The sequence below is a fragment of the Comamonas sp. AG1104 genome, assembly GCF_003350425.1.
GTDB classification, from domain to species: domain Bacteria; phylum Pseudomonadota; class Gammaproteobacteria; order Burkholderiales; family Burkholderiaceae_C; genus Comamonas; species Comamonas testosteroni.
In genome coordinates this window covers 261,767-288,200 of the sequence record NZ_QQAS01000003.1, presented here as the reverse complement: position 1 = coordinate 288,200, position 26,434 = coordinate 261,767, and the positions used below count along the sequence as shown (strand labels likewise).

Annotated in this window: 23 protein-coding genes; 11 read left to right on the top strand and 12 right to left on the bottom strand. The window is 63.9% G+C overall.

Features of this window, described 5'->3' with window-relative positions; all coding sequences use genetic code 11:
- Positions 1 to 10: 10 nt before the first annotated feature.
- Positions 11 to 1,075, bottom strand: coding sequence for a porin (locus tag DFO48_RS09820; RefSeq protein WP_114863249.1), 1,065 nt, complete (start codon positions 1,073 to 1,075; stop codon positions 11 to 13).
- Between the two features lie 165 nt (positions 1,076 to 1,240).
- Between DFO48_RS09820 and DFO48_RS09815 the strand changes: the two genes are divergently transcribed.
- A complete protein-coding gene (locus DFO48_RS09815) occupies positions 1,241 to 1,960 on the top strand; it encodes a Crp/Fnr family transcriptional regulator (RefSeq protein ID WP_114863248.1) in 720 nt (239 codons plus the stop codon).
- Positions 1,961 to 1,988: 28 nt separating this feature from the next.
- Here the strand turns inward: DFO48_RS09815 and rocF are convergent, their stop codons facing one another.
- A complete protein-coding gene (gene rocF / locus DFO48_RS09810) occupies positions 1,989 to 2,942 on the bottom strand; it encodes an arginase (RefSeq protein ID WP_114863247.1) in 954 nt (317 codons plus the stop codon).
- Between the two features lie 13 nt (positions 2,943 to 2,955).
- On the bottom strand, positions 2,956 to 4,062 hold the full coding sequence (locus DFO48_RS09805; RefSeq protein ID WP_114863246.1) for an ornithine cyclodeaminase: 1,107 nt from the start codon (positions 4,060 to 4,062) through the stop codon (positions 2,956 to 2,958).
- 162 nt (positions 4,063 to 4,224) lie between these two features.
- On the opposite strand from DFO48_RS09805, the gene pyrC reads away from it, so the two are divergent.
- From pyrC to DFO48_RS09775, 6 genes are all read left to right on the top strand, one after another.
- On the top strand, positions 4,225 to 5,271 hold the full coding sequence (gene pyrC / locus DFO48_RS09800) for a dihydroorotase (protein ID WP_114863245.1): 1,047 nt from the start codon (positions 4,225 to 4,227) through the stop codon (positions 5,269 to 5,271).
- 149 nt (positions 5,272 to 5,420) lie between these two features.
- Complete coding sequence (locus DFO48_RS09795; RefSeq protein ID WP_114863244.1) at positions 5,421 to 6,302, top strand: NYN domain-containing protein; 882 nt, start codon at positions 5,421 to 5,423, stop codon at positions 6,300 to 6,302.
- 14 nt (positions 6,303 to 6,316) lie between these two features.
- Entirely contained in the window at positions 6,317 to 7,135 is an 819-nt protein-coding gene (locus DFO48_RS09790; RefSeq protein WP_114863507.1) for a DUF3025 domain-containing protein, read from the top strand.
- Positions 7,136 to 7,208: 73 nt separating this feature from the next.
- Positions 7,209 to 8,081 carry a protease HtpX gene (gene htpX, locus DFO48_RS09785; protein WP_003068113.1) on the top strand — a complete coding sequence of 291 codons (873 nt, stop codon included), beginning with the start codon at positions 7,209 to 7,211 and terminating at the stop codon, positions 8,079 to 8,081.
- 125 nt (positions 8,082 to 8,206) lie between these two features.
- The gene (locus DFO48_RS09780; RefSeq protein WP_114863243.1) at positions 8,207 to 8,575 is read left to right on the top strand and encodes a YXWGXW repeat-containing protein; all 369 of its coding nucleotides are present in this window, start codon (positions 8,207 to 8,209) and stop codon (positions 8,573 to 8,575) included.
- Between the two features lie 86 nt (positions 8,576 to 8,661).
- Complete coding sequence (locus DFO48_RS09775) at positions 8,662 to 9,456, top strand: oxepin-CoA hydrolase, alternative type (protein WP_003081219.1); 795 nt, start codon at positions 8,662 to 8,664, stop codon at positions 9,454 to 9,456.
- Positions 9,457 to 9,474: 18 nt separating this feature from the next.
- On the opposite strand, the gene DFO48_RS09770 is transcribed toward DFO48_RS09775, so the two are convergent.
- Positions 9,475 to 10,050, bottom strand: coding sequence for a hypothetical protein (locus tag DFO48_RS09770; protein ID WP_114863242.1), 576 nt, complete (start codon positions 10,048 to 10,050; stop codon positions 9,475 to 9,477).
- A 174-nt stretch (positions 10,051 to 10,224) separates the two neighbouring features.
- Entirely contained in the window at positions 10,225 to 12,009 is a 1,785-nt protein-coding gene (locus DFO48_RS09765; RefSeq protein ID WP_114863241.1) for an NAD(P)/FAD-dependent oxidoreductase, read from the bottom strand.
- 208 nt (positions 12,010 to 12,217) lie between these two features.
- Here DFO48_RS09765 and DFO48_RS09760 point away from each other — a divergent pair, with 208 nt between their 5' ends.
- Positions 12,218 to 13,252 carry an intradiol ring-cleavage dioxygenase gene (locus DFO48_RS09760; protein ID WP_114863240.1) on the top strand — a complete coding sequence of 345 codons (1,035 nt, stop codon included), beginning with the start codon at positions 12,218 to 12,220 and terminating at the stop codon, positions 13,250 to 13,252.
- 8 nt (positions 13,253 to 13,260) lie between these two features.
- On the opposite strand, the gene DFO48_RS09755 is transcribed toward DFO48_RS09760, so the two are convergent.
- From DFO48_RS09755 to DFO48_RS09740, 4 genes are all read right to left on the bottom strand, one after another.
- Positions 13,261 to 16,692, bottom strand: a complete 3,432-nt coding sequence (locus DFO48_RS09755) for an SbcC/MukB-like Walker B domain-containing protein (RefSeq protein WP_114863239.1) — start codon at positions 16,690 to 16,692, stop codon at positions 13,261 to 13,263.
- Positions 16,689 to 17,933 (bottom strand): exonuclease subunit SbcD, encoded by a 1,245-nt coding sequence (gene sbcD, locus DFO48_RS09750; protein ID WP_114863238.1) that lies wholly within the window; start codon positions 17,931 to 17,933, stop codon positions 16,689 to 16,691. Before sbcD ends, DFO48_RS09755 begins: the two co-directional genes overlap by 4 nt.
- Before the next feature lie 48 nt (positions 17,934 to 17,981).
- On the bottom strand, positions 17,982 to 18,158 hold the full coding sequence (locus DFO48_RS25605) for a hypothetical protein (protein ID WP_233506362.1): 177 nt from the start codon (positions 18,156 to 18,158) through the stop codon (positions 17,982 to 17,984).
- A gap of 103 nt (positions 18,159 to 18,261) precedes the next feature.
- On the bottom strand, positions 18,262 to 18,528 hold the full coding sequence (locus tag DFO48_RS09740; RefSeq protein WP_003068137.1) for a DUF2164 domain-containing protein: 267 nt from the start codon (positions 18,526 to 18,528) through the stop codon (positions 18,262 to 18,264).
- Positions 18,529 to 18,770: 242 nt separating this feature from the next.
- On the opposite strand from DFO48_RS09740, the gene DFO48_RS09735 reads away from it, so the two are divergent.
- Together DFO48_RS09735 and DFO48_RS09730 are read left to right on the top strand one after the other, a co-directional pair.
- Positions 18,771 to 19,745 (top strand): quinone oxidoreductase, encoded by a 975-nt coding sequence (locus DFO48_RS09735; RefSeq protein WP_114863236.1) that lies wholly within the window; start codon positions 18,771 to 18,773, stop codon positions 19,743 to 19,745.
- A gap of 15 nt (positions 19,746 to 19,760) precedes the next feature.
- A complete protein-coding gene (locus DFO48_RS09730; RefSeq protein ID WP_003081198.1) occupies positions 19,761 to 20,705 on the top strand; it encodes a LysR family transcriptional regulator in 945 nt (314 codons plus the stop codon).
- 78 nt (positions 20,706 to 20,783) lie between these two features.
- On the opposite strand, the gene DFO48_RS09725 is transcribed toward DFO48_RS09730, so the two are convergent.
- The 3 genes from DFO48_RS09725 to cysK form a co-directional block, all read right to left on the bottom strand.
- Positions 20,784 to 22,025 (bottom strand): LuxR family transcriptional regulator, encoded by a 1,242-nt coding sequence (locus DFO48_RS09725; RefSeq protein WP_233506361.1) that lies wholly within the window; start codon positions 22,023 to 22,025, stop codon positions 20,784 to 20,786.
- A gap of 262 nt (positions 22,026 to 22,287) precedes the next feature.
- Positions 22,288 to 24,132, bottom strand: a complete 1,845-nt coding sequence (locus DFO48_RS09720; RefSeq protein WP_003081192.1) for an ABC transporter ATP-binding protein — start codon at positions 24,130 to 24,132, stop codon at positions 22,288 to 22,290.
- 216 nt (positions 24,133 to 24,348) lie between these two features.
- Complete coding sequence (cysK, locus tag DFO48_RS09715; RefSeq protein WP_114863234.1) at positions 24,349 to 25,269, bottom strand: cysteine synthase A; 921 nt, start codon at positions 25,267 to 25,269, stop codon at positions 24,349 to 24,351.
- Positions 25,270 to 25,425: 156 nt separating this feature from the next.
- On the opposite strand from cysK, the gene DFO48_RS09710 reads away from it, so the two are divergent.
- On the top strand, positions 25,426 to 26,367 hold the full coding sequence (locus tag DFO48_RS09710) for a LysR family transcriptional regulator (RefSeq protein WP_003081186.1): 942 nt from the start codon (positions 25,426 to 25,428) through the stop codon (positions 26,365 to 26,367).
- The last annotated feature ends 67 nt before the right edge of the window (positions 26,368 to 26,434 follow it).

Below are 26,434 nucleotides of genomic sequence, written 5' to 3'. Positions count from 1 at the left end.
AGTTCCTCTGTCAGAAGTTGTGGCGAACGCCCAGTGCCAGCGAACGCACGCCGTTGCCGCTATCAGCCACCACGGGCACATTGGCGATGGATACCGAGGAGCCGCCCGCGTTGCTCAGTTGCAGCCAGCGCGCGTACAGCGTGGTGCGCTTGCTCAGGGAATGGTCGTAGCCCAGGGTCCAGGCGGTCTGACGGCGCTCGGATCCGTCGACCTTGCGGCGTGCCACCGACAGCAGCACCCTGGAGGTGAAGGTTGCGCTCCACTCCGTGCCCAGCTGCAGGAGGCGGGCGTGGCCCGTACCGACCTGGTTCACGCTGGCGCGGCTGTAGCTGCCGCTCAGGCGCAGCTTAGGCATGGCCTCCCAGCTGGCCACCAGCGTCTGGTAGCGGCTGGTGCGCGGCGTGGCCACGGGCGCTGCAGCGCTGCCTTCTGTGGAGTTCTGGACGCTGTAGGCCATGAAGAAGGGCTTCTGGTTCCAGCCCACGGTGCCGCCGTAGAGCCGGGCGTTGTTGCTGTTGGGCGAGGGCACCTCGCCGAAGGAGTAGGCCAGGTCCAGCACCCAGGGCTGGCCCTCGGGAAGGCGGTAGCGCACGAGATTGCTGCCGCGCGCTGCAAAGGCCTTCAGGAGCGGCTGGCCGTCGGTGCTATAGCCGAGGTTGGTGGGAGAGAACAGCGAATTCATGCCGAACGGATCGGCGCGGAACAGGGCACTGAACATGGGCGTGTACATGCGGCCCATATCGACGTGGCCCCAGGGCGCGCTCAGGCCGATGAAGGACTGGCGGGTGAAGGCCAGGGAAGGACCGGGAATGGTGCCCATGCCGGTGTCCGGAGTGACGCCTGCCTCGAGCAGGAAGCGGGCGCGCCAGCCGCCGCCCAGCTCCTCGACGCCGCGAAAGCCTATGCGCGAGGCGGCGCTGCCGCCGTCCTCCAGTCGTGTCAGCCGCTTGGCCCCCGATCGGGCGCTGTTGAGATGGACGTCCATGACGCCGAAGATCTCCACGCTGCTCTGCGCCCAGGCGGCACTGCCGAATATGGCCCAGCCTGCGGCGGCCAGCCGTTGCTTGTGCTTCACGATATGTCTCCTGTGTTTGTGCTTTTGCACGGGCGCACAGCCTTGCGCTGCGGTGTGACTGCTACTATCCGAACCAGTGCGGTTGGCACTCTGTCAACGCTTTGACAATTGGCGGCACTCGAGCCCGGGACTAACCCGGAGCCTGTTTCCCGCGCACACAGATCCATGCCTCGCAAACACCACCCCGCAGACAATTCCGTGGCGCTGATACGGCGTGCCCTGAGGCTGTGCCCGCTGATGAGGCACTGGCCGGATGACGTGCTGGACGAAGTGGTGGCCATGGCGCGGCTGAGGCGCTATGACAAGCGAACGCCTCTCATGGTCGGCGAGCGATCGCGCCGCGAGGTGCTGGTGGTAGCTTCGGGGCGTCTGGCGGTGGAGGGCGTGGATGCGGCGGGCGTGCGCTTCGTGCTGTCGCTGCACGGCCCCGGAGAGATCGTGAGCCTGGTGCGCATGCTGGGCAACACCTGCTTCGTCTATCACTTCGTGGTGCAAGAGGGCACGGTGCTCGTGCACCTGCCGGGCGGGGCGTTCATGACCGTGCTGGATGCGCATCCGGCGCTGTGGCGCGATGTCTGCATGCTGGTACTGGAGCGCCTGCATGAGCAGATCGCCACCCAGCAGCGCCGGGCTCTGGGCCATACCGCCAACCATGTGGCCGATGCGCTGGCGCGGCTGGCGCTGATCCACGGCAAGGCCGTCGAAGGCGGGCAGGCCGTGAGCCTGCGCATCTCGCAGGGCGATCTGGCGGCCATGGTGGCGGTCTCGCGCCAGACCGTGAACAAGGAGTTGCGCACGCTGGAGCAGATGGGCGTGATCAAAGCGGCCTACGGGCGCGTGACCATCCACGACCTCGAAGCCCTGCGCCAGGCGGCCGGCGGCTGATCCGCCTGTGGCGCGTGCTGTGCCGGCCTCAGCGGGGTGCCGCTTGCGGCGCGGGGCGCATCAGCGTGCTCTGGCCGAACAGGCTTTGCACCAGGTCCACCACCAGCTCCGCCGTCTGGTTGCGCAGGTCCAGCGCCGGGTTGAGCTCCACAATGTCCAGTGAGGCAAGACGGCCGGTATCGGCAATCATTTCCATGCACAGCTGGGCCTCGCGGTAGGTGGGGCCGCCGCGTACTGGCGTGCCGGTGCCGGGAGCAATGTCAGGATCGAGAAAGTCCACATCAAAGCTCAGATGCAGGTGGATGTCTTTGTCGTTGCGTCCCAGCAAGGTGAGCAGTGCCCGGCGCATCACTTCACGCATTCCCAGCTCGTCAATGGCCCGCATGTCGTAGACCTCCAGCCCCAGCTCTCGGATCATGTGCTTTTCGCTTTCGTCCACGCTGCGCAGGCCGATCTGACAGAACGATGAGGCGGGCAGGGCGGGAGTCGTGCCCGACAGCGAGGCCAGCTCCGCCGGCCCCAGTCCGCAGAGGCTTGACACCGGCATGCCGTGCAGATTGCCCGTGGGCGAGCTTTCGGGGGTGTTGCAGTCCGAGTGAGCATCCAGCCAGAGCACGCGCAGCTGCTTGCCCGTGGCGCGACAATGGCGGGCCACGGCGCTGATGGAGCCTGTGGCAAGCGTATGGTCGCCACCCAGCAGTATGGGCAGCCGATTTTGCTGCAGCACCTGCAGTACCGCGTCATGGGCGATCCGGTTCCAGCTCAGGCATTCGGCCAGGTTGCGCAGACCCTGGGCATCGCGCGCGCCACGCGGGTTGGCGGGGCCGCTCAGATTGCCCAGATCGCTGACCTGCACACCCAGCCGTTCAAGGGCTGGACCGAGCTGGGCCACACGCAGGGCATCGGGCCCCATGGCCGCGCCAAGGCGCGAGGCGCCGATATCGGTGGGCAGACCGATCAGTGTGGACGATGTGTATGCCATGAGCCGCTCCGCTTCAGGCCGTCTTTCGGGCCGCAAGATTGATGATCTGGGGATTCGATGCCTGCCTCACCATGGCAAACAGATCCTTGGGGTCTGCGAGCTCCGGCACCAGCTCGATCTGAGACAGCAGGCCCGCGCCTTGCGCCAGGCTGTGCATGGTGCGCAGCGCCGAGTAGTCCTCCAGTGCGAAGCCCACGGAGTCGAACAAGGTGATCTGGGCGTCCGATGTCCGGCCCGGCGCCAGCTTCTGCAGCACGCGCCACAACTCGGTCACGGCAAAGTCGGCCGGCATTTGCTGCAGCTCGCCCTCGATGCGCGTCTGCGGCTCGTACTCGACAAAGACCTGCGCGCGCTGCAGGGCGCTGGCATCGAACTCTGTCTTGCCGGGGCAATCTCCTCCCACCGCATTGATATGCATGCCGGGCTCCAGCAGGTGGCCGGGGATGATTGTGGCGCGGGTCTTGTCGGCGGTGGCAGTGGTCACGATGTCGGTGCCGGCCACTGCGTCCCGCACGCTGGTGCAGACGATGGCCGTGGCAGAGAAGCCGGGCAGAAACGGCTGCAGGTTGCGCAGCAGCTTTTGCGAGGCCGCTGGGTCGATGTCGAACAGGCGCAGCTCGCGCACGCCCAGCAGCTCCATGAAGGCCAGAGCCTGAAATTCACTTTGCGAGCCATTGCCGATCAGTGCCATGCTGCGGTTGCCGGCGCGCGCCAGATGGCGCGCGGCCATGGCGGATGTGGCGGCAGTGCGCAAGGCCGTGGTCAGCGTCAGCTCGCTGACAAAGCGCGGCATGCCGGTGGCGACATCGGCCAGCGCGCCGAAGGCCATCACCGTGGGCAGTCCCAGACGCGGATTGTGCGGGTGACCGTTGACGTATTTGAAGGCGTAGTCCCGCGCATCGGCCACCGGCATCAGCTCGATCACGCCGCTGGCTGAATGGGCGGCTGTGCGCGCGCTTTTGTCGAAGTCCTGCCAGCGGCCGAAGTCGGCCTCCAGGGCTTGGCTGATCAGGCGCAGCACCTGGGTGATGCCGATGCGCGCGACCAGCCGGGCAGCGTCGCTGGCGCTGAGAAAGTCGGTGCGCAATGGTGTGCCGGCGAGAGCTTGAGGAACAGACATGAGACCTCCTCCTTGGCTTCATTTTTGAGGATTTCAGCGCCAAATGCCAGAGAAATGCCTGGGAAATACCCAAGAGGTGGACCTATGACTGCGCTATGCGCAGGTCCGGGGCAGGGCACGAATGGGTTTGAGTGCGGGCCTGTCGACAGCGAAGATGGGACAATGTCGGCCATGACTCAGACCATCACGATTACCCGCCCCGATGACTGGCACTTGCATGTGCGCGATGGCGATGCCATGCGCTGCGTGGTGCCGCACACCGCCCGCCAGATGGGCCGTGCCATCATCATGCCCAACCTCAAGCCCCCGGTCACCACGGCGGAGATGGCAGCGGACTACCGCGCCCGCATTCTGTCGGCCGTGCCTGCAGGCAGCCAGTTCCAGCCGCTGATGACGCTGTATCTGACAGACAACCTGGGGCCTCAGGAAATCGTGCGAGCCAAGGCGGCCGGCGTGGTGGCCTGCAAGCTTTATCCCGCAGGTGCCACGACCAACTCCGACCATGGCGTGACCGATCTGCGCAAGATCTACCCGACGCTGCAGGCCATGCAGCGCGAAGGCCTGGTGCTGCTGGTGCACGGTGAAGTGACCGACCAGAGCATCGACCTTTTCGACCGCGAAGCCGTGTTCATCGAGCAGCAGCTCAAGCCTCTGCGCCAGGATTTCCCCGAGCTCAAGATCGTCATGGAGCATGTGACGACCAAGGAAGCCGCCGAGTACGTGGCCGCAGCCGATGATTTCCTGGCTGCGACCATCACGCCCCAGCATCTGCTGTTCAACCGCAACGCCATCTTCCTGGGCGGCGTGCGTCCGCACTTCTATTGCCTGCCGGTTCTGAAGCGCGAAACCCATCGCCTGGCACTGGTGCAGGCCGCCACCAGCGGCAGCCGCAAGTTCTTCCTGGGCACGGACAGCGCTCCTCACGCCGCTCATCTGAAGGAAGCCGCGACCGGCTGCGCCGGCTGCTACAGCGCCCACGCCGCCATCGAGATGTATGCCGAGGTGTTCGACGGCGTCGGCGCCCTGGACAAGCTCGAAGCCTTTGCTTCCTTCAACGGAGCCGACTTCTACGGCCTGCCCCGCAACACCGACACCATCACCCTGGTCAAGGAAAGCTGGACGCCGCCCGTGAGCTTTGAATACGGCGAAGGGGCGCAGCTCAAGCCTCTGCGTTTCGGCGAAGCCCTGCCCTGGAAGATGCTGGATTAAAAACAGTAGCTGCAAGCGCTTGTGTTCACTTGAATCACAAGTGTTTTCGGTCTGAAATCAATAAAGGAGTTGCGCAAGCTGCTCCTTTTTTTATTTGGCTTTGAGCATGGCCTCGGTTAGGCTTGGCCAAACAGCGCTCAGGAGATTGCATGCCCAACGATGTCCAGCCCAAGATTGCCTTGCTGATCGATGCGGACAACGCGCCCGCAGAGATGATTGACGAGATATTGACCGAGCTGTCTACCTTCGGCCTGATCAATATTCGCCGTGCCTATGGCAACTGGACCAAGGCCGGTCTGCATGGCTGGCAGAGCAAGCTGCTCGAATATGCCGTGCGGCCCATGCAGCAGTTCGATTACTCCAAGGGCAAGAACGCGACCGATATGGCCATGACGGTGGATGCCATGGAGCTGCTCTATACCGAAAAGCCCGATGCCTTCGGCATCGTCTCCTCGGATGCCGACTTCACCCCGCTGGTCATGCATCTGCGCGCCAAGGGCGCTGCCGTCTATGGATTCGGTGCGGAGCAGACGCCCAAGGCTTTCGTCAATGCCTGCTCGCGCTTTCTGTATTTCGATGCGCTCAAGGAGCTGGGCGACGGCATTGTCAGCCGCAGCGAACGCCGCGAGGCTCTGGAGGCCGATGCAGTGCCACGTGCAGTGCCTGCGGCAAGCCAGCCGCAGGGATCGAACCCCAACGCCGGCAATGGCCGGGTGGCTGGCGGCACCGGTGTGGCCGCACCCGCCTGCACCACGCTGCGCGTGCCTTCGCACATGCTCAAGGAAGACCGGCAACTCATCGCCATGCTGCGCGATGCCGTCAAGGCCACCCAGGACGAGGCTGGCTGGGCGCGTGTGGCTGCGGTGGGAACGCATATCGGCAACAAGCTGTCGTTTGATGCACGCAACTATGGCTATGCCTCGCTGACCAAGCTCATGGCCGCGACCCAGGTGTTCGAGCTGCGCGACGAAGGCACGGCCCGCGTGGCGGTGCGCGATCTGCGTGGGCATCAGGACGAGGTGCTGCCTTGATGCAGCCAGCCGCAATGCAGTCAGCGGATTGGGCCATTGACTGGCAGGCGCCCTGGCTGGCCTCGCTGCAGGTGCTGGGCCGCCAGGTGCATGACCGGGTGCAGGGCGGTGCCGGCGTGGCCCGGGCCTTGCAGGAGGTGGCTGCCGCTCACGGACTGCTGCCGGGCTGGCAGTTCGTCGATCAGCTGCAGCTGCCTGCCGGTCAGGCCTATGAGGCATTTATCCACAGCCAGCGCAGCATTCCCACGCGCGACAATCTGCACGACTTCTTCAACGGCCTGATCTGGCTGCACTGGCCGCTGCTCAAGCAACGGCTCAACGCGCTGCAGGCGGCCGAGATAGCGCGTCAGGGCGTGGGGGCGCAGCGCGGGCGATTGCGCGACTCGATCACGGTGCTGGACGAAAACGGCGGCCTGCTGCTGGCGCCTCAGGCACTGTGCGATGCGCTGCGCGACAAGCGCTGGCAGGAACTGTTCGTGGCCCGGCGTGCGCTGTGGCAGCAGGCGCGCTTTCTGCCCATAGGCCATGCCCTGCTGGAAAAGCTGGTTCAGCCGCGCAAGGCCATCACCGCACATGTGATCTGCGTGCCGCTGGAGCAGGCGCCGCGCCTGGCGTCGCCGGCCGAGGCCGACGGCTGGCTGGACGATCAGTTGCGGACCCAGTCTTGTAATCTGGCCAGCAAGCCCTATCTACCAATTCCCATATTGGGAATCCCGGACTGGTGCCTGCAGAACCAGAACTTTTCCTTCTATGATGACTCTCTAGTTTTCCGAGCCCCACGTACCGCACAAACAACACAACAACGGGTACTGCCAGAAAGAGAACTGGCTTGATGCGCATTCGTCCTGCACAGGCGGTGCCTCAGGGGTTCTGGCCATTTTGTCCCCTGTGTGGAGTACACCCTCGATGAAACGTATTGCCTTATTTCTATTGACCAATATCGCCGTGGTGGCGGTATTGGGCATCGTCGCCAGCTTGCTGGGCGTCAACCGCTACCTCACTGCCAACGGCCTCAATCTGGGCGCCCTGCTGGGCTTTGCCTTCATCATGGGCTTTGGCGGCGCCATCATCTCGCTGCTGATCTCCAAGCCCATGGCCAAGTGGACATCGGGCGTGCAGGTCATCAACGAGCCGCGCAACGCCGATGAGGCATGGATCGTCAATACCGTGCGCGGCTTTGCCGAAAAGGCCGGCATCGGCATGCCAGAGGTCGGCATCTATGAGGGCGAGCCCAACGCCTTTGCGACCGGCGCTTTCAAGAACTCGGCCCTGGTGGCGGTGTCCACAGGGCTGCTCGAAGGCATGACGCGTGAAGAGGTCGAGGCCGTGATCGGTCACGAAGTGGCCCACATCGCCAATGGCGACATGGTGACCATGACGCTGATCCAGGGCGTGATGAACACCTTTGTGGTCTTCCTCTCGCGCGTGATCGGTTATGCGGTCGACTCCTTTCTGCGCCGCAACGACGAACAAAGCTCCGGCCCCGGCATCGGCTACATGATCACCACCGTGGTGCTGGATATCTTGCTGGGCTTTGTCGCCGCCATGATCGTGGCCTGGTTCTCGCGCCAGCGCGAGTTCCGTGCCGACGCGGGTGCCGCACAGCTCATGGGTCGCAAGCAGCCCATGATGAATGCGCTGGCCCGTCTGGGCGGCATGCATCCGGGCGAGCTGCCCAAGAGCGTGGCGGCCATGGGTATTGCCGGCGGCATCGGCCAGCTGTTCTCCACCCACCCGCCCATCGAGCAGCGCATTGCTGCACTGCAAAACGCCCGATAAGCGTACACATGTGTAAACGGCAGTAGCCGGTCTTTACCGCTACTTCACAAGCCCCTGTCAACAACTGGCAGGGGCTTTTGCGTTGTAGGAGCATCTACATGTCCCCCGGACTTTCAGGAGTTGTGATGTCCCTCATCTCTCAAACCATGACCCGCCGCCTGCTGCCGGTCTTGCTGCTAGGCGGCTCGGCTGCCCTGCTTACGGGCTGTGTGGTGGCCCCGGCCTATCCGGCTTATGGAACCGAGGTGGTCGCGGGCGACGTCTATGCACCCATGGCCCCGCCTCCCCTGATCAACGAGGTGATTCCGGTGGCTCCCTCGCCGGCCTATGTCTGGATCGGCGGCTCCTGGGGCTGGGGCGGCGGACGCTACAACTGGCGTCCCGGTCGCTGGGCCATGCCGCCACGTCCCGGCTACGGCTGGCATGACGGGGGCTGGAACCATGGCCCTGGCGGCTGGCATCATGGCGGTGGTCATTGGGGGCCGCGCCGCTGAGGGCGTCCGCTAGGTGACAAGAGATGGCACAAGCCCGCTAGGCCGGCCATGCCGGCATCGCTAGAGTCGGATGCAGGAGGTTTGCCGTGAATCCTGCTCTTGTCACCCGCCGCGAAGGCGCTGTTCTTGTTCTCTCCAACAACAATCAGGCCGCGCGCAATGCGCTGTCGCCCGAGTATTACCACGCGGTCATGGAAGCGCTGCGTGCGGCCGGCACCGATGCCTCGGTGGCCGCCGTGATCCTCACGGGCGAGGGCGGTCATTTCTGCGCTGGCGGCGATCTGAACCAGCTGGCAACGCGGCGCGAGATGCCGCTGGCCGAACGCCGTCTCAGGCTCGAGGATCTCAACCATCTGATGCGTGCCATACGCGACTGCCCCAAGCCCGTGATCGCGGCGGTGGAAGGCGCTGCTGCGGGTGCGGGCCTGTCTCTGGCCATGGCTTGCGACATGCTGGTGGCGGCAAGGTCGGCGGTTTTCTCGGTGGCCTATGTGAAGGTCGGCCTCACCCCCGACGGTGGGGCGACGTCGTTTCTGGCCGAGTTCATGTCCCGCCAGTTGCTGACCGAGCTTTGCCTGACGGGCGAGCGCATCAGCGGCGAGCGCATGCATGCGTATGGCTGCATCAACCGCTTGACGGAGCCGGGCCAGGCCTTGGCCCAGGCGCTGGAGCTGGCCCAGCAACTGGCCCAGGGGCCGGAGGTCGCGACTGCGCGTATCAAGGCACTGTGCCGGGTGGCTCACAGCCACAGCCTGGAGCAGCAGCTGGCGCTGGAGGCTGACCATATGGTCGAGGCCCAGGGCAGCGAGGAGTCCCGCGAAGGCATTGCGGCCTTTCTGGAAAAGCGTGCGCCCGACTTTGCCAGGCTGCGTGGAGCCTGACAGGTCGTTCCCAGCAGCTTAGCGAACCGTGTAGTTGAGCTGGAACATCACGCCGGCATTGCCCAGCACATTGATCTGGGCTCCCCAGTTCCGATTGAAGTCATAGCCCACGGCCGGAATGGCCGTGATGCCCCAGCCATGCCGGTTGTTGAACGGGATCTTCTTGTTGTACGGAAACTTGTAGCCGTGAATGATGCCGCCCGTGACCTTGAAGAACAGGCCCGGTGTGCTGTCAAACGGCCTGAAGCGCCAGCCGTAATAGGCGTACTGGCTGGGCTGACCGAATGAATTCTTGAAATAGGCAAAGCCTGCGATATGGCGCTCGTCCAGCTCCTTTTCCGCCTGGATCAGCCAGACATAGGCATGCTTTTGTTCATCGGGCTCGAAATCGTTTTCCTTTTTGGCATCGGAGAAATGCCAGTCCAGGGGCGCGTAGCCAAACATCCAGCCCGACAGCGCAGAGGGCTTGTCCACGGCAGTGTCTGCCGCAGCAGTGGAGTCACTGGTTTGTGCGCTGGCACTGACTGCCGTCAGCCAGCAGGCCAGTCCCAGGGCTGCAGAAGCAGGTGCGAGTCGCAAAGGCAGAGGTTTCATGGTGACGCTTGGCGTGCGATGAAGCCTCCAGCGTACCGATGCCAAGCCTGGAGCACTGTCAGTCAGCGTCCAAAAACTTGTAAGAGCCATGACCTCCGGTGTGCTCACGCCCATCAAAGGCAGCCAGCCGGGGGCTGGCATACCTGGGGAGCAACGAGAGGCAAGCCGCGTGGCTTACAGGGCTCCGCCCGAGCCGCGCGCGCCCGAGGAGGGGACTTCGACTCCGAGAATCGCAGCCGCCACGGCTTCGCCGACCTTGATGCCGTCCACACCGGCCGACAGAATGCCGCCCGCGTAGCTGGCACCTTCGCCAGCTGGGTACAGGCCGCGTGTGTTGTCGCTCTGGAAGTCTGCTCCGCGGCCGATCTTGACGGGGGACGAGGTGCGGGTTTCCACACCGGTCAGCACTGCATCCTTCATGTCGTAGCCGCGAATCTTCTTGCCAAAGGCGGGCAGGGCCTCGCGCATGGCTTCGATCGCATAGGAGGGCAGGGCCTGGTGCAGATCGCCGAGGCTGATGCCGGGCTTGTAGGAGGGCTGAACTTCGCCAAATTCGGTGGATGGCTTGCCAGTCACAAAGTCGCCAACGAGCTGGCCCGGCGCGCTGTAGTTCTGGCCCCCAAGCACATAGGCTTGGGATTCCAGTTGGCGCTGTAGCACAATGCCGGAGAGCGGGTGATGCTCGCCTTTTTGCAGCTTTTCGACGCCGAAGGTCTTGCCGTCGAAGGCCCAGGCAAAGCTCTCGGCGTCCTGCGGGTAGTCTTCGGGGCTGATGGCGCAGACCATGCCGGCATTGGCATTGCGCTCGGCGCGTGAATACTGGCTCATGCCGTTGGTGACGACGCGCCCGGGTTCGCTGGTCGCTGCCACCACGGTGCCGCCCGGGCACATGCAAAAGCTATAGACGGCGCGGCCGTTTTTGGCATGGTGCACCAGCTTGTAGTCGGCAGCGCCCAGCAGCGGGTGGCCGGCATCCTTGCCCCAGCGGGCGCGGTCGATCACGCTTTGCGGATGTTCGATGCGAAAGCCCACAGAGAAGGGCTTGGCCTCCATGGCCACGCCGCGCTCGTAGAACATGGCAAAAGTGTCGCGCGAGCTGTGGCCCAGCGCCATCACAGCATGGTGGGTGGGCAGCGCATAGCTTTGGCCTGTGGCCTGGTCGAGCACCTGCAGGCCGACCAGCTGGCGCTGGCCGCCGACTTCTTCGATCTGTACATCGGTCACGCGCTGCTCGAAGCGGATTTCTCCGCCCAGGCGCACGATCTCCTCGCGAATGCCTTCGACCAGCTTGACCAGCTTGAAAGTGCCGATGTGGGGGTGAGCCGCATAGAGAATTTCGGGCGGCGCACCATAGGTCACGAACTCGGTGAGCACCTTGCGGCCCAGATGGCGCGGGTCCTTGATCTGGCTGTAGAGCTTGCCGTCGGAGAAGGTTCCGGCGCCGCCTTCGCCGTACTGCACATTGGACTCGGGCGTCAGCTCGCGCTTGCGCCACAGGCGCCAGGTGTCCTTGGTGCGCTCGCGCACGGTCTTGCCGCGCTCCAGCACGATGGGCTTGAAGCCCATCTGGGCCAGCACCAGTCCGGCAAACATGCCGCAGGGGCCAAAGCCCACGACCACGGGGCGCTCGTTCATATCCGCCGGGGCCTGGCCCACGGGTTTCCAGCTCATGTCGGGCGTGGGATTGACATGGGGATGGTCGGCAAACTGCGTCAGCAGCGCGGCCTCCTGGCTTTCGTCGGCCAACGTGATGTCGACGATGTAGACGGCCAGCAGTTCCGCCTTGCGCGCATCGAAGCTGCGCTTGTGCACATGCAGCTTGGCAATGGCGGAGGATGGAATCCCCAGACGCTCGGCCGCAAGCTGCGTGAGCTTGTCCGTGGGCTGGTATTCGGTGTGGTTCTCGGGGTGGTATTCAACCGCCGAGAGAGGGAGTTTGAGTTCTGCGATCCGGATCATGGCTTGTACCTATCAAGCAAGGGTCTGGATGGTAAGCCAAAGCCTTTGGGCCGGCTTGGCGCGGGCTGGGTGACCTTGGCGCCTGATCGGTGAAACTATCAAAAACCGTAGCGTATGACGCTTTACAGAAAAGGCATGGAGAGCATTTTTGTATAGCATCGGTAAAGATGCGGCAGCCGCTGGCTGCGTTGGCGGCTGTGGCGCTAGCATGGTGCGATTCACAGACGAGTCCTTATCGCCCATGACCCAGCTGCACTCCTCATCCGAAACGCTTGCACCAGCCGCGCGCGCAACCTCGCGCAGAAGCTGGCTGCGGCAATCCGCAGCCCTGCTGGGGGCACTGCCCTTCATGCCATTGCCCGGTCGTGCCGCGCCCGCTGCAATCGGTGCGGCAGCAGCGCCGGCCGCGGCCAGCGCGGCGAAAGCCGCTGCTCCCTGGCTCAGCGGCGGTACCAAGGCCATCACCGCTGCCGTGCGCGGCATCAATCCATTTGCTGCCGCCGGGCTGGCGGGCGGTTGCCGCCTGACCTGCGAGGCCACCATCGGCCCCTGTCATACGTTGTCGCCTGAGCGCATGGATGTCAGCGATGGATGGAATGGCCTGCCGCTGCATATGCAGATTCGCGTGGTCAACGAGTGCTGTGAGCCGGTGGCGGGCACGATTGTGGAGATCTGGCATACCAATCACACGGGCGGTTACTCGGGCCAGATTCACCGCATGTGCAACAACGATGCCGCCAATGTGAACAAGCAGTTCTTTCGCGGCTATCAGCGCACCGACGGCAATGGCGTGGCGCGCTTCGACAGCTGCTACCCCGGCTGGTATCGAGGCCGTGCCGTGCATGTGCACTTTCGCATTCTGCAAGGCAGCTACGACCCGGCGGACAGCGCTGCATCGTGGCTGACCAGCCAGCTGTTGTTCAGCGATGCGCTCAACAGCGAAATCTTTGCGCAGGCGCCGCTCTACAAGAACAAGGGCCAGCCCGATACCCGCCTGGATGTGGACAACGTGGTGGGGCAGGAGCCGGACAAGACGCCTTATGTCTTCGATGTGCAGAACCTGGGCGGGGTGATGCTGGCATCGAAGACCGTGGTGGTGCGCAGCGACAGTGCCGACAAGCTCTGCCAGGTCAAGGGCTCCATGCCGCCGGGCGGCCCAGGTGGGCCTGGAGGTCCGGGGCGGCCCGGCGGCATGCGGCCGCCGCGCCCGGGCATGATGCCGCCACCTCCGCCCGGCACCTGAACCAGGCTTTAGATCACCAGTCTGGAGTAGCCGATTCCGGCCGCTTTTTCCACGCGGATCTGCGCCGGAATGCGCTCCTTGAGCGCTTCCACATGGCTGATGACGCCAATCATCTTGCCGCTGGCATTGAGTGCATCGAGCGCGGCCAACGCCATCTCCAGCGTGTCGCCGTCCAGCGTGCCGAAGCCTTCGTCCAGGAATAGCGAATCGATCGAGGTCTTGCTGCTGACCAGATCGGACAGCGCCAGTGCCAGTGCCAGGCTGACGAGAAAGGCCTCGCCGCCGGAGAGCGTGCGCGTGTCGCGCGCCACATCGCCCTGCCAGCCGTCCACGATGTCCAGCTCCAGCTCGCCCGTGGGCTTGCGCCGCAGCAAATAGCGACCGTGCAGGCGCTCCAGGTGCCGGTTGGCCAGATGCAGCAGATGGTCTAGCGTCAGCCCCTGTGCAAATTTGCGGAACTTGTCGCCCTTGGCGGAGCCGATCAGGCTGTCCAGCCGCTGCCACAGGTCGCTGTCTTTTTCCTGCTCGGCAATCTGGGCCAGCAAGGCCTGCTGGCCAGCGCGGCGGTCATCGTCATCTTTGAGGCGGGCGCGGTGTGCGCCCAGTTGTTCGGCCTGCTGTGTGCGTTCGGCCTCCAGTTGCGTGATCTGATCGCTGATGCTCTCGGGCGCTTCGGCGCTGAGCGCCTGGGCCTGCAGCTCGGCCAGGCGCTGGCTGGCGTCGGCCTGCAAGGTGGCCGCGCGTTGTGCCGCTCCCTGAAGCTGGTCGCTCAGTGCCTGCAGACCTTGCTGTTCGGCATCGGACAGCAGGGCTGCGCTGTACTGCGCTTCGTCGGAGAACGGGCTGGCCTGCAGCGCCTGCTGCCATTCGAGCAGGGTCTGCTGAGTGGATTGCTGCAACTGCTCGAGCGTGGCTTGTGCCTGGCTTTCCTGACCTTGCAGCGTGGCCAGTTGCTGCGCAGTCTGCTCGAGCAGAACTCTGCAGTCCTGCAGCGTGGCGGCGGGTGGCGCTGTACAGGCGGTGGCTTCGGCGGGCAGATCGGGCAGGGCCTGGCTGCGTTGCTGCCAGTGCTCGGCATCCTCTGCGGCCTGCACGACCTGGCGTTGCAGCAGGTCGATCTGCTGGGTCAGCTCTTGCATTGCCTGTTGCTGGCGCTGCCATTGCTGCCATTCCTGCTGTCGTGCAGCCAGCCAGTGAGCGGTGTCCGCGCTGTCGGGCAATGCGTAGCCTGTCGTTTGCAGAGCAAGCTGCAAGCGATTTTGCTGGTCGCCGGCCTGCTGTATCAAGGCTTGCAGTGCCTGGTCGGTCTGCTGCTGCTGCGTCAGATTGTTCTGCAGAGCCTGCTGGGTGCTGGCTTGTGCATGCTCGATCTGCTGCTGGTGTTGCACAGCCGCCTGGCAGGCGTCCTTGGCCTGTTGCAGCTGACGTTCGGCGGCCTCGGCATCGGCCAGGCTCTGCTGCAGCTGCGCAATCTGCTGCCCGGCTTCAGCGCAAGCGGTGCGCAGTGCATCGGGCTGCTGCCATGCAGCCTCATCCAGCGGCACCGCGCTCTGTGCGCGCAAGTCAGCCCAGCGTGCCAGCCATTTCTCGATCTGCTGGGCAATGACCTGATGCTGCTCCTGCTGCTGGTGCCGCTGGCCCTGGGCCGTGGCCAGCGCGGTGTTCAACTGCTCGCCCTGGCGCTGCAGCAACTCGAGTTCGCTCTGCGCTTGCTGCAGTGCGGCGGCAGTGGCCGATACATCCAGCGCCGCGTACTCGGTGATGGCTGGGTGCTCGTGCGATCCGCACAGCGGGCAGGCTTCGCCGGGCTGCAGCGCGGCGCGGTGCTCTTGAAGGCTTTGGATGAGGCGCTCCTGGTCAAGCAGGGTTTGCTTGTCGGCCACCTTGTCCTTGAGCGCCTTGTACTGCGCACGCAAGTCATCGCGCTGTGCAAGCTGCTGCTGAATGCGGGCATCAACGGAGCTCAGCGCCTGCGCATTGCGCTGCTGCTGCACGTCCAGGGGCTGGCGCAGCGCGGCATGCTCCTGCAACAGCTGCCAGTGATGCAGTTGGCGTTGTGCGTTTTGCCAGTGGCTGCGCAGCTGAGGCAGACTGCCATGCATGGCCAGCTGCTGCTGCAGGTCTTGTTCAGCGGCCTGTTGCTGTTGCAGCGCCAGGGCGGCTTGCCGTGTCGACTGCGTGCCTTGCTGTGTCTGTGCCTCGGCTTGCTGCTGCAGCTGCAGGGCGACCTGCTGCAACTGCATTGCCTGCGCTTTTGTCTGAGCGGCTTGCTGCTGCAGTTGCTGGCCTTGCTGCAGCTGCTCGCGCCAGCCGCTGAGGTTCTCGCCCAGCAGGGCGTGGCTGGCATGGAGCTGCAGCCATGCGGCCAGATCAGTCTGCTGATTCTGTGCAGACTCCAGCTGCAGCCTTGACTGCTGCCGCTGCGCGTCAGCCAATTGCCGGGCCTGTTGGTGTTGGTGCCATTGCGCGCTTTGGGCTTGCAGCCGCAGGGTGTGCAGTTGCTGCAATCGCGCGGCCTGTTCGCTTTGCTGGTCTTGTGCCAGTTGCCAGCGATGGTGCATGGGCTGGATTGCCTGCGCAGGTCCGTGGGCCTGCAGGCGCAGTAAATCGTGCGCGGCATCACTCAGCGCTTGCCGGGCTTTCTCTTGTTCACTGCGAGCCTCTTGCACTGCCTGCATGGCCTGCATGGTTTGCGCCTGCCAGCGTTGTACGGTTTGCAGCTGCTGGTGGCGTGCCTGCAGATCCGTCAAGCCGGTTTGCAGCAGTGCCGCCTGGGATTGCAGCTGCTCGCGCGTGCCTGCATCCAGCAACTGCATGCCCTGTGCCTGGGCCTGTTGCTTTTCCAGGGCCTGGCGGGCGTCGCGCGCTCTCTCGAACACGGACTGCGAGATGCGGCCGTAGATATCGGTGCCGGTCAGCTCTTCGAGCAGCTCGGCACGCTCATTGGCCGTGGCCTGCAAGAAGGCGGCAAAGCCGCCCTGGGCCAACAGCATGGACTTGGTAAAGCGCGCAAAGTCCAGCCCGGTGATCTCGGCGATGCGCCGGGTTTTGTCCTTGACGTGGGTGGTGAGTATGCTGCCGTCCGCCACCAGTGCCAGCTCCACCCTGGGCGCTTGCAGGGCTGCGTCGGGCTTGCCGCGCGCGCGGCGCTGACTCCAGAAGGCGCGGTAGGCCACGCCCTTGACTTCGAACTCCACCTCGGCTTCGCACTCGCCGGTGTGGCGCGTCATGATGTCGTTGCTGCCGCTGATGGTGTCGAGGCGTGGCGTCTGGTGGTAGAGAGCAAGGCAGATGGCATCGAGCAGCGTGGACTTGCCCGCGCCCGTGGCTCCGGTGATGGCAAACAGGCCGTTGTCGGCAAAGGGGGCGACGGTGAAGTCCACGCTCCACTCGCCCTTGAGCGAGTTCAGATTCTTCAGGCGCAGTTTGAGAATTCTCATGCCGCTGCTCCTTGCTCGTCGTGGAGGCCGTGCAGCACCTGTTGATAGCGCTCGGTCAGCGCCGATTGCAGCGGCGGCTCCAGGCTCTCCTGGGCCAGTCGACGCGCAAACACATCGAGCGGAGTGAGTTCATCCAGTGACTCGCGGGCCTCGCCGGAAAGCAGTGCCGCAGCCTGGCCGCGCTGGCGCTTGATGCGCAGAATCTCCACGGGCAGTGACTCGGCCATGGCCTGCACGCGCGCCGTGAGGTCGGACAGGTAGTCGTCTTCCTGCACCGTCACCTCCAGCCAGACCGGCCGATCGGCTTGTGCCAGGGCCGAGGCAGATTCCAGCAAGGCAGACATCTGCGCCAGAGTGCCGGCGATGGAGGCCATGGGCTGGAACACCGGCACGGGCAGGGCGGTGACGGTCTGCAGTCCGTCGGCATTCAGATCCACCAGCAGTACCTGCTTGGTCTGCCTGGCTTCGTCAAAGCCCAGGGCGATGGGAGAGCCGCTGTAGCGAATGTGATCGAGCCCGCCGACGAGCTGCGGCTTGTGGATATGGCCAAGGGCGATATAGCAGGCTGGCGGGAAAGCATTGGTCGGAAAAGCCTCCAGTGCGCCCACATAGATTTCACGTACCGATTCATTGCTGCTGGCACCCACCGTGGTCAGATGGCCGGTGGCAATGATGGGCAGCATTTCGCCCTGGCTGGCCTGCATCGCCTGTTGCTGCTGCAGGGCTGCGGCATATACGCGCTGGTAGGTGGCAGCTATCGCGGTTTGCAGTGCCTGCTGCTTGTCCTGTGCGCTTTGCCCGGCCTGGCTTTGCTGCACATCACGAGGGCGGATGAAGGGCAGGGCGCAGACGATGCAGCCCGGCCTGCGCGCCGTGCCGCGCTGCGGCAACGTGACCACATGACGGGCCTCGTCGCCGGTCGAGCTGACCACCTGGGCGCCCAGGTAGGTCAGCAGCTCGCGGCTTTCATCGAGCACGCTGACCGAGTCATGATTGCCCGCCAGTATCAGCAAGGCCGCGCCTGCGTCGTGCAGGCGCACGATGAGCTGGTTGTACAGCTCGCGCGCATAGCTGGGCGGGGCTCCGGTGTCGAAGATGTCGCCGGCGATCAGCACGGCATCCACGCAATGGGTCTGGACCTGGGTGAGCAACCAGTCGATCAGGGCCTGATGCTCGGTCTGGCGGCTGCGGCCCATGAAGTGCTGGCCCAGATGCCAGTCGGAGGTATGGAGAAGACGCATGCGGCGATGGTATGCCAGACGGGCCGACTGGCGGGTGCAGGCGCTGTCTTATTCGCTATCCAGCCGTGCTTGCGACAGCTCTTGTTCGAACAATGCATGGCCCTTGGCCCAGCCGCCACCCCAGATCAGATCCATGGTCTCGGCCAGCGCCTCCAGGCGCGGTTCGTCGAGGTCGCTGCGTGCATGCTCGGCCTGGAACAGGCGGTAGAGCTCGGCCTGGCTCATGCCTTCATCCCTGAGGGCATGAGCCAGTTTCTTCAATGCCGCCGCAGTCGGAGCCGGCTGATCTGGCTGCAAAGCTGCTTGCAGGCGTCTGGAAGGAATCATTTCAGCGCTTGCCTGTGCGCTTGGCCGTCCAGTAGCTGAATTCTTCCTTGCCCACTTCATAGTCCAGCTCCTGCAGCCGGGCCTGCAGGTTCTCCTGCACATCGGCCACGGCACGGTTGTAGATGCTGGGGCCTATTTCCGCGAGAAAGAAATTCAGCAGGGCACCGGATTGCATATTGCCTATGGGCTCGTCCATGTTTTCGCGGAAATAGCGTTCTATGGAGGCAATGGCCTGCTGCTGTGCGTGTTTGGGGAGTTCTATGCTCATCGATCAAGCTTTCTTGTAAAACTTCTTTCGCTTCAGGCGTCTGATTTCGTTTCAGCTGACTGGCTATCCTGTCTCGCAACAGGCGGCGTGACAGTGGCACTCTGCTTCGAGACTTCGGAACAAGCTCAGGGTTTGAGGCGGATATTGCTGCACCACATGCACTTATTATGTGCATGCGCTCATGTTGATGCACGTAGATGGCACGAATACGATGGCTGCTTCATCATTCGCAAGGAAAAGCCATGGCCCTCGCCATTCGAATCTACAGCTCAGGTGCACCCGAAGTGATGCAGCTCGAAGAGCTGGATCTGCCGTTGCCAGGGCCGGGCGAGGTTCTGCTCGAGCAGACCGCCATCGGTGTCAATCCTCTGGATGTCAATCAGCGCAAGGGCATGGTCCCGATTGCATTGCCTTCGGGTTTGGGCCTGGAGGGCGCGGGTATCGTGGCCGCAGTGGGCTCGGGGGTGTCGGGTCTGAAGTCAGGAGATCGGGTCGGCTACGCCACCGGTCCCCTGGGCGCGTATGCCAGTGCGCGCCTGTTTCCGGCTGATCGCCTGATCAGGCTTCCGGACGCACTTGGGGAAGAAGCTGCCGCGTCGGTCCTGTTCAAGGGCATCACGGCCCAGTACCTGCTCAAGACCACCGGCCAGGTGAAGCAGGGCAGCCGCGTGCTGATCTATGGCGCTGCGGGGGCTCTGGGGCAACTGATGTGCACGTGGGCAAAGCATCTGGGCGCCCAGGTTCTGGGCGTCGTCTCCAAGCCCGCCAGCGTGGAACGCGCCAAGGCGGCAGGCTGCGACCATGTGTTTGTCTTCGAGGCGCAGTCGCTGCCATCCCAGGTGCTGCAGGCCACGCAGGGCCAAAAGGTGGATGTGGTCTACGATTCCATCGGAAAAGACACTTTCTTCGCTTCGCTGGACTGCCTGCGACCCAGAGGGCTGATGGTGTCGTTTGGTGCCACATCGGGCCTGCCGCCTGCCGTCGAGGTAGGCGTGCTCAATGCCAAGGGCTCGCTGTTTCTGACCCGTCCGTCTCTGGCCGCGCATACGGCAACGACAGAGGAGTATCAGAGCCGTGCGCAGGACGTGCTGGATGCCATCGCAGCCGGCATACTCACGCCTCGCATATGGAAAAGCTACGCGCTCAAGGACGCAGCCCTGGCGCACGCAGACCTGGAGCAAGGACGCTCGCAAGGATCGATCATCCTCACTCCCTGAATCGCCACAGACACCATGGACATACTCGACAGTCAGCGCACGGATGAGCTCGCCACGTTGCTCGCACTGGCAGAGCAGGGTTCATTTGCCGCTGCGGGACGGTCTCTCGGGCGTCATCCTTCGGTGCTTTCCAAGCGCATGCAGGCTCTCGAGCGAAGACTGGGCGTGCGGCTGGTGGAACGCACCACGCGTCAGCTGCATTTCACCAGTGAAGGCCTGCGGCTGGTCGAGAAGGTGCGTCAGGCCAGCGACCTGATTCGGGAGGCGGAGCAGGAAGCGGCGCAGGGTGCTCAGGAAACGCAAGGACGCCTGCGCCTGTCCATACCCGCTTCGATGGGGCGGCGCTGGATCAGTCCCATGCTGGCAGATTTTTCCCTGGCCTATCCGGAGGTCGTGCTCGAGGTGGAGTACAGCGACCGCATCGTGGACATCGTGGGAGAGCGTTTTGATGCCGCCATACGCATCGGCCATCTGTCGGACAGCCGGCTGGTGGCCACGCGGCTGTGCGATCAGTACCGCCTTCTGTGTGCATCCTCGAGCTATCTCGAGCGCCATGAAGCGCCAGACAGGCCTGCAGATCTCGTCCGTCACAACTGCCTGGGCTACACCGGCCTGCTGGATTTTCCGCAATGGCGGCTGGTTCAGCCGGCAGGAAAGAAGGTCGCCAGTGTTGCCGAATCGGTGCGGGTCAGCGGCTCCATCCTCAGCAACGACAACGAAGCTTTGCTGCATGCGGCAATCAAAGGTGTGGGCATCATCGCCGGCAGTGACTGGCACCTCATGCCTTCCATCCATGCTGGAGAGCTGGTCCGTATATTGCCGCAATGGACATTGGGGGAAGCCGGAGGCATCTACCTGGTGCGCCCATCGGGGCAGTACAACACGGGCGCCATGAAGGCGTTCAAGCAATGGGTGACCGAGGCCTTTGCGGCAGCGCCCTGGCGACCCGCAGACCGCTGAGGATCCCTGCCTGTCCCGCTGCTTCAGGGCGATGAGGACGGACCGCCCAATGTCTGGGGTGCGGTTGCCGCGCGAGGATCAGGAGCCGCTCTTGCTTCCCAGCCAGGCAGCGCTATTGAGAAAGAAGCGTACCAGCTCGCTTTGACGGCGGGCGCCGGTCTTGGAGAAGATGGAGCGCAGGTGAGCTCTTGCAGTATTGAGGCGAATGCCCAGCGCTTTGGCTGCTTCCTCCAGCGTCAGGCCATGGGTCAGCTGGATCACCAGCGCGGTCTCCGAAGATGTGAGCTGAAACAGCTGCTGGGCCAGGTGCGCTGACGGATCGGCCTTGTCATCGGTGTTGCGCATGAACACCGCGACGCAGGGACGGCTCTTGGCCTCTGCGTTGTCACCCGAGGAAATGCTCTGGACGACAAGCCCCCAATTGAGCTGACCCGAAGGACGGGCAATCGAGATGCCTTCGGTCATGACGGACGCCGATGCCAGGGAGGACAGCAAGGCATCCTTGACCAGTCGCTGGAGCTTTCGGTTGTCGCTGGCATATTCAGCCTCCAGCATGCCGCCGGAGATCCTGAGTCCATCCTGAGCATCGAGAATGCCTTTGGCCGCAGGATTGCTTTCCAGCACCTGGCCATTCTGGTCCAGGATGACGACACCCACCATCAAGCGAGCCGTGACAGTGCTGTACAGCGACATGACCTGGCGATCATGGTGCAGCGCCAGATGCATGTTCAGCGCACGGCGGATATGCGGCATGATCATGCGCCCCAGATCCAGATCCCGCTGGCTGAAGGCCGGTTCTGATTCGGGGCGCGTGATCCGCAGGCCGTAGACACTGCCATCGGTGGTCACGATATCGGCAGCCATTACATGGAAAATATTGTGCACACGGCACCAGTCCTTGTAATAGACGCTGCTGCGCCATTCGCTCTCGGACATCAGGTCGGGAATGGTCTTGAATTGCTCCTTGGGCATGCCAAGGAATGGACTTTGCTCGCTGTAGACATCGTGCGTAAGCAAGCCCTCGAGCCCTCCGGATGCGGTGACCACCAAACCGATATTGTCCCCCTCGGTCTGGCGGATGATCAGCACCGCAAAATTGCTGCGCATATGTGTGCGAATTACCTCCAGGCAGGGAACCCAGGCCTCCGGCAAAGAAGCCGCATCGTAGAGGTGGTTGATGAATTCGCTGAAGCGCTCCGCACTGATCAGCTCTGTTGCCTCTGGGTTCGGGATCTCGGATGTCGAGCCATCCTTGATTGCAAAAGTCATTGAGGCTTGTGCGTAATCGATGGGTTTCAGTTTGCCGTAGGTGGGGCTCATTGCATTGACCTCTTGCTGTCTTGCATTATCAGTGCCCGTCATCGGCTTGCCTCTTTCAATGCCGTCGTGTGAACGACACAAAGCCATCTGGCAGCTCTTGAACGGAGCGGTGTGTAGTACATGTTCCAGCAAACCGAGCATCGAATGTGCGGTGAACCTGTCCAGCAACCAATTCAACGCGCCCCTTTGTGATCTCTGGCGCACTCATGCAATGAGCGGCGTGCGCCAGGCGCTGCCGGCCTGAGCGCGCGACAACACTGGCCTATTGCACGGCTTCGTCCTGTTCGGCCAGAAAGCCGCCGCTCTGGTGCGCCCAGAGCTTGGCGTAGATGCCGCCGCGCTGCAGCAGTTGCTGGTGCGTGCCTTCTTCCACGATATGGCCTTCGTTCATCACGATCAGGCGATCCATGGCCGCGATGGTGGACAGGCGGTGGGCAATGGCGATCACGGTCTTGCCGTCCATCAGCGAGTCCAGGCTTTCCTGGATGGCGGCTTCCACCTCGCTGTCCAGCGCGCTGGTGGCTTCGTCGAGCAGCAAAATCGGAGCGTCCTTGAGCATCACGCGTGCAATTGCCACGCGCTGGCGCTGGCCGCCCGAGAGCTTGACGCCGCGCTCGCCGACCTGGGCGTCATAGCCGCTGCGGCCCTTGAGGTCGGTCAGCGTGGCGATGAAGTCCGACGCCTCGGCCTTGTCGGCAGCGGCATGCATGTCGGCTTCGCTGGCGTCGGGGCGACCGTAGAGGATGTTGTCGCGCATGGAGCGGTGCAGCAGCGAGGTGTCCTGCGTCACCATGCCGATGGCGCTGCGCAGGCTGTCCTGCGTCACGCTGCGGATGTCCTGGCCGTCGATGGTGATGCGCCCGCTTTGCGGCTCGTGAAAGCGCAGCAGCAGATTGACCAGCGTGGACTTGCCCGCGCCCGAGCGTCCGATCAGGCCGATGCGCTCGCCGGGACGGATGTGCAGGTTCAGATGGTCCAGCACCTTTTTGCCGTCCGCCTTGTAGCCAAAGCTCACATCCTCGAAGGCAATCGCTCCTCGCGTGACCTGCAGCGGCTTGGCGTCGGGTGCGTCGACGATGGTGCGCGGCTTGGTCAGCGTGGTGATGCCGTCCTGGATGGTGCCCACGTTCTCGAACAGGCCCGTCATCTGCCACATCACCCAGTGCGAGTAGCCCATCAGTCGCAGCGCCATGGCAATCACGGCAGCAACCACCCCGGCGGAGGCCTGAGCCTGCGTCCACAGATAGAGCGCCGTGCCGCCGCTGCCCAGCAGCAGCAGGGCAATCATCAGGTGGTTGGTGATCTCGAACAGGCTGACCAGACGCATCTGCGCATAGCCCGTGGCCTTGAAGGCCTCCATGGCATTGCGCGCGTATTCGGCTTCGCGGCGCGTGTGGGCAAACAGCTTGACGGTGGCGATATTGGTATAGGCATCGGTGACGCGGCCCGTCATCATGGAGCGCGCATCGGCCTGTTCCTTGCCAATCTGGCCCAGGCGCGGCACGAAATAGAAGCAGGCGCCGGCATAGGCGACGAACCACAGCGCAAACGGAATCATCAGCCGCCACTCGAAGCTGGCCGCCAGAATCAGAATGCCGATCATGTAGACGCCCACGCCCACAAACACGTCCACCACCATGAACACCACTTCACGCACCGACAGCGCGGTCTGCATGATCTTGGTGGTGATGCGGCCGGCAAACTCGTCCGCATAGAAGGACATGCTCTGGCCGAGCATCAGCTTGTGGAACACCCAGCGCAGCCGCATGGGGAAGTTGATGGCCAGCACCTGGTGCATCACGGTGGTGTGCAGGGCCAACAGCGCCACGCTGCCCAGCAGGATGGCGGCAATGCCCAGCACCGTGGCCTGCTGTTCGGCCCAGAAATTGGCGGGCGAGACCGTGCCCAGCCAGTCCACCACGCGGCCCATGATGGCGAAAAGCACTGCTTCATAAGCGGCCAGGAGTGCCGAGGTCAGGGTCATCAGACCAATCCAGCCGCGCATGCCTTGCGTGCAGGCCCAGACAAAGGCAAAGAATCCCTTGGGCGGAACCTTGGGCTCCTGGCCGGGATAAGGGGCTACCTGTTTTTCAAAAAATCGGAACAAGATGGAAATACTCCCGTGTCATGCTTGTGGCATATCTTGTCCCCATGGTAGGGGAGTGCCCTGGTTTGGTGTCAAGCGGACTCGATGACCGCTTGTCCCATGGGCCATTGGCATGGGCCGATGACCGCGCGGCGAACTCGGGCTATGCGCAAGATGTGCGACGGGCATGAAAAACGCCGCATCTTGTGCGGCGTGGCAGGAAAGCGCGCGGCGCGATCAGGCGTTGGGCAGGAAGCCTTCCACCGACAGATAGCGCTCGCCCGTGTCGTAGGCAAAGCCCAGCACCTTGGCACTGGGCGGCAGCTCGGGCAGCTTCTGGGCAATGGCGGCCAGCGTGGCGCCCGAGGAGATGCCGACCAGCAGGCCTTCCTCGCGAGCGGCGCGGCGTGCGTATTCGCGTGCGGGCTCGGCCTCCACCTGAATCACGCCGTCGAGCAGGCTGACGTCCAGATTCTTGGGCACAAAGCCGGCACCAATACCCTGGATCGGGTGGGGCGCGGGCTGACCGCCCGAGATCACGGGCGATGCTGCGGGCTCCACCGCATAGACCTTGAGGTTGGGAAACTTGGCCTTGAGCACCTTGGCCACGCCGGACAGGTGACCGCCTGTACCCACGCCGGTGATGAAGGCGTCGATGCCGTCGGGGAAGTCGCGCAGGATTTCCTGGGCCGTGGTGGCCTCATGCACGGCCACGTTGGCGGGGTTTTCGAACTGCTGGGGAATCCAGGAGCCGGGCGTCTGGGCGGCCAGTTCCTGGGCGCGGGCGATGGCGCCCTTCATGCCTTTTTCCTTGGGGGTCAGATCGAACGATGCGCCATAGGCCAGCATCAGGCGGCGGCGCTCGATGCTCATGCTCTCGGGCATGACCAGGATCAGCTTGTAGCCCTTGACGGCCGCGACCAGGGCCAGGCCCACGCCGGTGTTGCCGCTGGTGGGCTCGATGATGACGCCACCGGGCTTGAGTGCACCGGATTTCTCGGCGTCCTCCACCATGGACAGCGCAATACGATCCTTGATGGAGCCGCCGGGGTTGCTGCGCTCGGACTTGATCCAGACGTTGGTATTGCTGCCGAACAGACGGTTGATGTGAATGACGGGCGTGTCGCCAATCGTTTGCAGAATGTTGTCAGCTCTCATCGGACCTCCGCGAATAAGGGGTGGTGGGACAGTGGATCGCAGCGCAGGCGGTCTGCGCAGACACAGAGCATTGTGCACGCAAGCGTTGTGCGAATGGGCTATATCGATATGACCCGAAAAGTGGGCAAGGCTGCGGGCGGTGATTAACATCGGCCCATGAATCTACGGTTTCTGGAAACCTTTGTGCTGCTGGCCGAGCTGCGCAACTTCCGCATGACGGCCGAGCGGCTGTTCACCACACAGGCCGCCGTCTCCAGCCGCATCGCCACGCTGGAGCAGGAGTTCGGCGTGCGCCTGTTCGACCGTGGCGTGCGCGAGGTCACGCTCACGGCCGACGGCGCCAAGGCCCTGGTGCATGCCGAGCGCATGCTCAGGCTGATGCGCGAGATGCGCGAGGACATGCTGGACAAGCAGGCCTATGCGGGCGTGATCCGCATCGGCGCCATCGAATCCATCGTGCACAGCTGGTTCCCCGACTTTCTCGCGCTGCTGCAGCAGCGCTATCCGCGCCTGCAGGTGGAGATTGCCTGCGACACCACCATCCACATGTCGGAGCAGCTGCTCAAGGGCCAGCTCGATGTCTCGCTGCAGGCCAAGCCCGTGTCCGGCGGTGCCATCGCCAATCTGTCGCTGGGCGAGTTCGCCATGGCCTGGGTGGGCAGCCCCAAGCTGGGCATAGGCGACGAGACCCTGAGCCTGGCCGAGCTGGCGGCTTTTCCCATCATGAGCTTTGCACGCGGCTCCGAGCCGTATGCGGTGATCGAGCAGCTGTTCAGCGCAGAAGGTAACGCCACGCCGCACATGAACTGCATTGCCTCGGTGGCGACCATGATCCGCGTGGTCTGCGACGGTCTGGGCGTGGCGGCCGTGCCGCCGGCCATCATCCAGCGCGAGCTGGCCGAGCAGCGCCTGCGCCTGCTGCGCGTGGATCGCGAGTTCCCCTCGCTGCCGCTGGTGGCCTGCTGGCGCAACGATCACCAGAACCCGCTGGCCGAAACCGTGGTGCGCGCCGCCGAAGAGGTGGCCACGGCGTTTGCGCTGAACCATGGCCAGGCCGTGGCGCGGCTGCCGGGCACCCGTCTGGCAGGAGATGCATAGAGCGCAGGAGCAGGCACAGATGGTGCGGGCGCCAATGCCTGCCGTGCATTGGGGTGGGCTTCTATAC

Excerpts from the sequence above, each read along its gene's own strand:
- DFO48_RS09730 (WP_003081198.1), top strand. The coding sequence starts at position 19,761 with ATGGACATACTCGACAGTCAGCGCACGGATGAGCTCGCCACGTTGCTC.
- DFO48_RS09710 (WP_003081186.1), top strand. The coding sequence starts at position 25,426 with ATGAATCTACGGTTTCTGGAAACCTTTGTGCTGCTGGCCGAGCTGCGC.
- DFO48_RS09760 (WP_114863240.1), top strand. The coding sequence starts at position 12,218 with ATGGTGCGATTCACAGACGAGTCCTTATCGCCCATGACCCAGCTGCAC.
- cysK (WP_114863234.1), bottom strand. The coding sequence starts at position 25,269 with ATGAGAGCTGACAACATTCTGCAAACGATTGGCGACACGCCCGTCATT.
- DFO48_RS09795 (WP_114863244.1), top strand. The coding sequence starts at position 5,421 with ATGCCCAACGATGTCCAGCCCAAGATTGCCTTGCTGATCGATGCGGAC.
- pyrC (WP_114863245.1), top strand. The coding sequence starts at position 4,225 with ATGTCGGCCATGACTCAGACCATCACGATTACCCGCCCCGATGACTGG.
- DFO48_RS09790 (WP_114863507.1), top strand. The coding sequence starts at position 6,317 with ATGCAGTCAGCGGATTGGGCCATTGACTGGCAGGCGCCCTGGCTGGCC.
- sbcD (WP_114863238.1), bottom strand. The coding sequence starts at position 17,933 with ATGCGTCTTCTCCATACCTCCGACTGGCATCTGGGCCAGCACTTCATG.
- htpX (WP_003068113.1), top strand. The coding sequence starts at position 7,209 with ATGAAACGTATTGCCTTATTTCTATTGACCAATATCGCCGTGGTGGCG.
- DFO48_RS09740 (WP_003068137.1), bottom strand. The coding sequence starts at position 18,528 with ATGAGCATAGAACTCCCCAAACACGCACAGCAGCAGGCCATTGCCTCC.
- DFO48_RS25605 (WP_233506362.1), bottom strand. The coding sequence starts at position 18,158 with ATGAGCCAGGCCGAGCTCTACCGCCTGTTCCAGGCCGAGCATGCACGC.
- DFO48_RS09755 (WP_114863239.1), bottom strand. The coding sequence starts at position 16,692 with ATGAGAATTCTCAAACTGCGCCTGAAGAATCTGAACTCGCTCAAGGGC.
- DFO48_RS09735 (WP_114863236.1), top strand. The coding sequence starts at position 18,771 with ATGGCCCTCGCCATTCGAATCTACAGCTCAGGTGCACCCGAAGTGATG.
- DFO48_RS09765 (WP_114863241.1), bottom strand. The coding sequence starts at position 12,009 with ATGATCCGGATCGCAGAACTCAAACTCCCTCTCTCGGCGGTTGAATAC.
- DFO48_RS09725 (WP_233506361.1), bottom strand. The coding sequence starts at position 22,025 with ATGAGCCCCACCTACGGCAAACTGAAACCCATCGATTACGCACAAGCC.
- DFO48_RS09770 (WP_114863242.1), bottom strand. The coding sequence starts at position 10,050 with ATGAAACCTCTGCCTTTGCGACTCGCACCTGCTTCTGCAGCCCTGGGA.
- DFO48_RS09805 (WP_114863246.1), bottom strand. The coding sequence starts at position 4,062 with ATGTCTGTTCCTCAAGCTCTCGCCGGCACACCATTGCGCACCGACTTT.
- rocF (WP_114863247.1), bottom strand. The coding sequence starts at position 2,942 with ATGGCATACACATCGTCCACACTGATCGGTCTGCCCACCGATATCGGC.
- DFO48_RS09815 (WP_114863248.1), top strand. The coding sequence starts at position 1,241 with ATGCCTCGCAAACACCACCCCGCAGACAATTCCGTGGCGCTGATACGG.
- DFO48_RS09780 (WP_114863243.1), top strand. The coding sequence starts at position 8,207 with ATGTCCCTCATCTCTCAAACCATGACCCGCCGCCTGCTGCCGGTCTTG.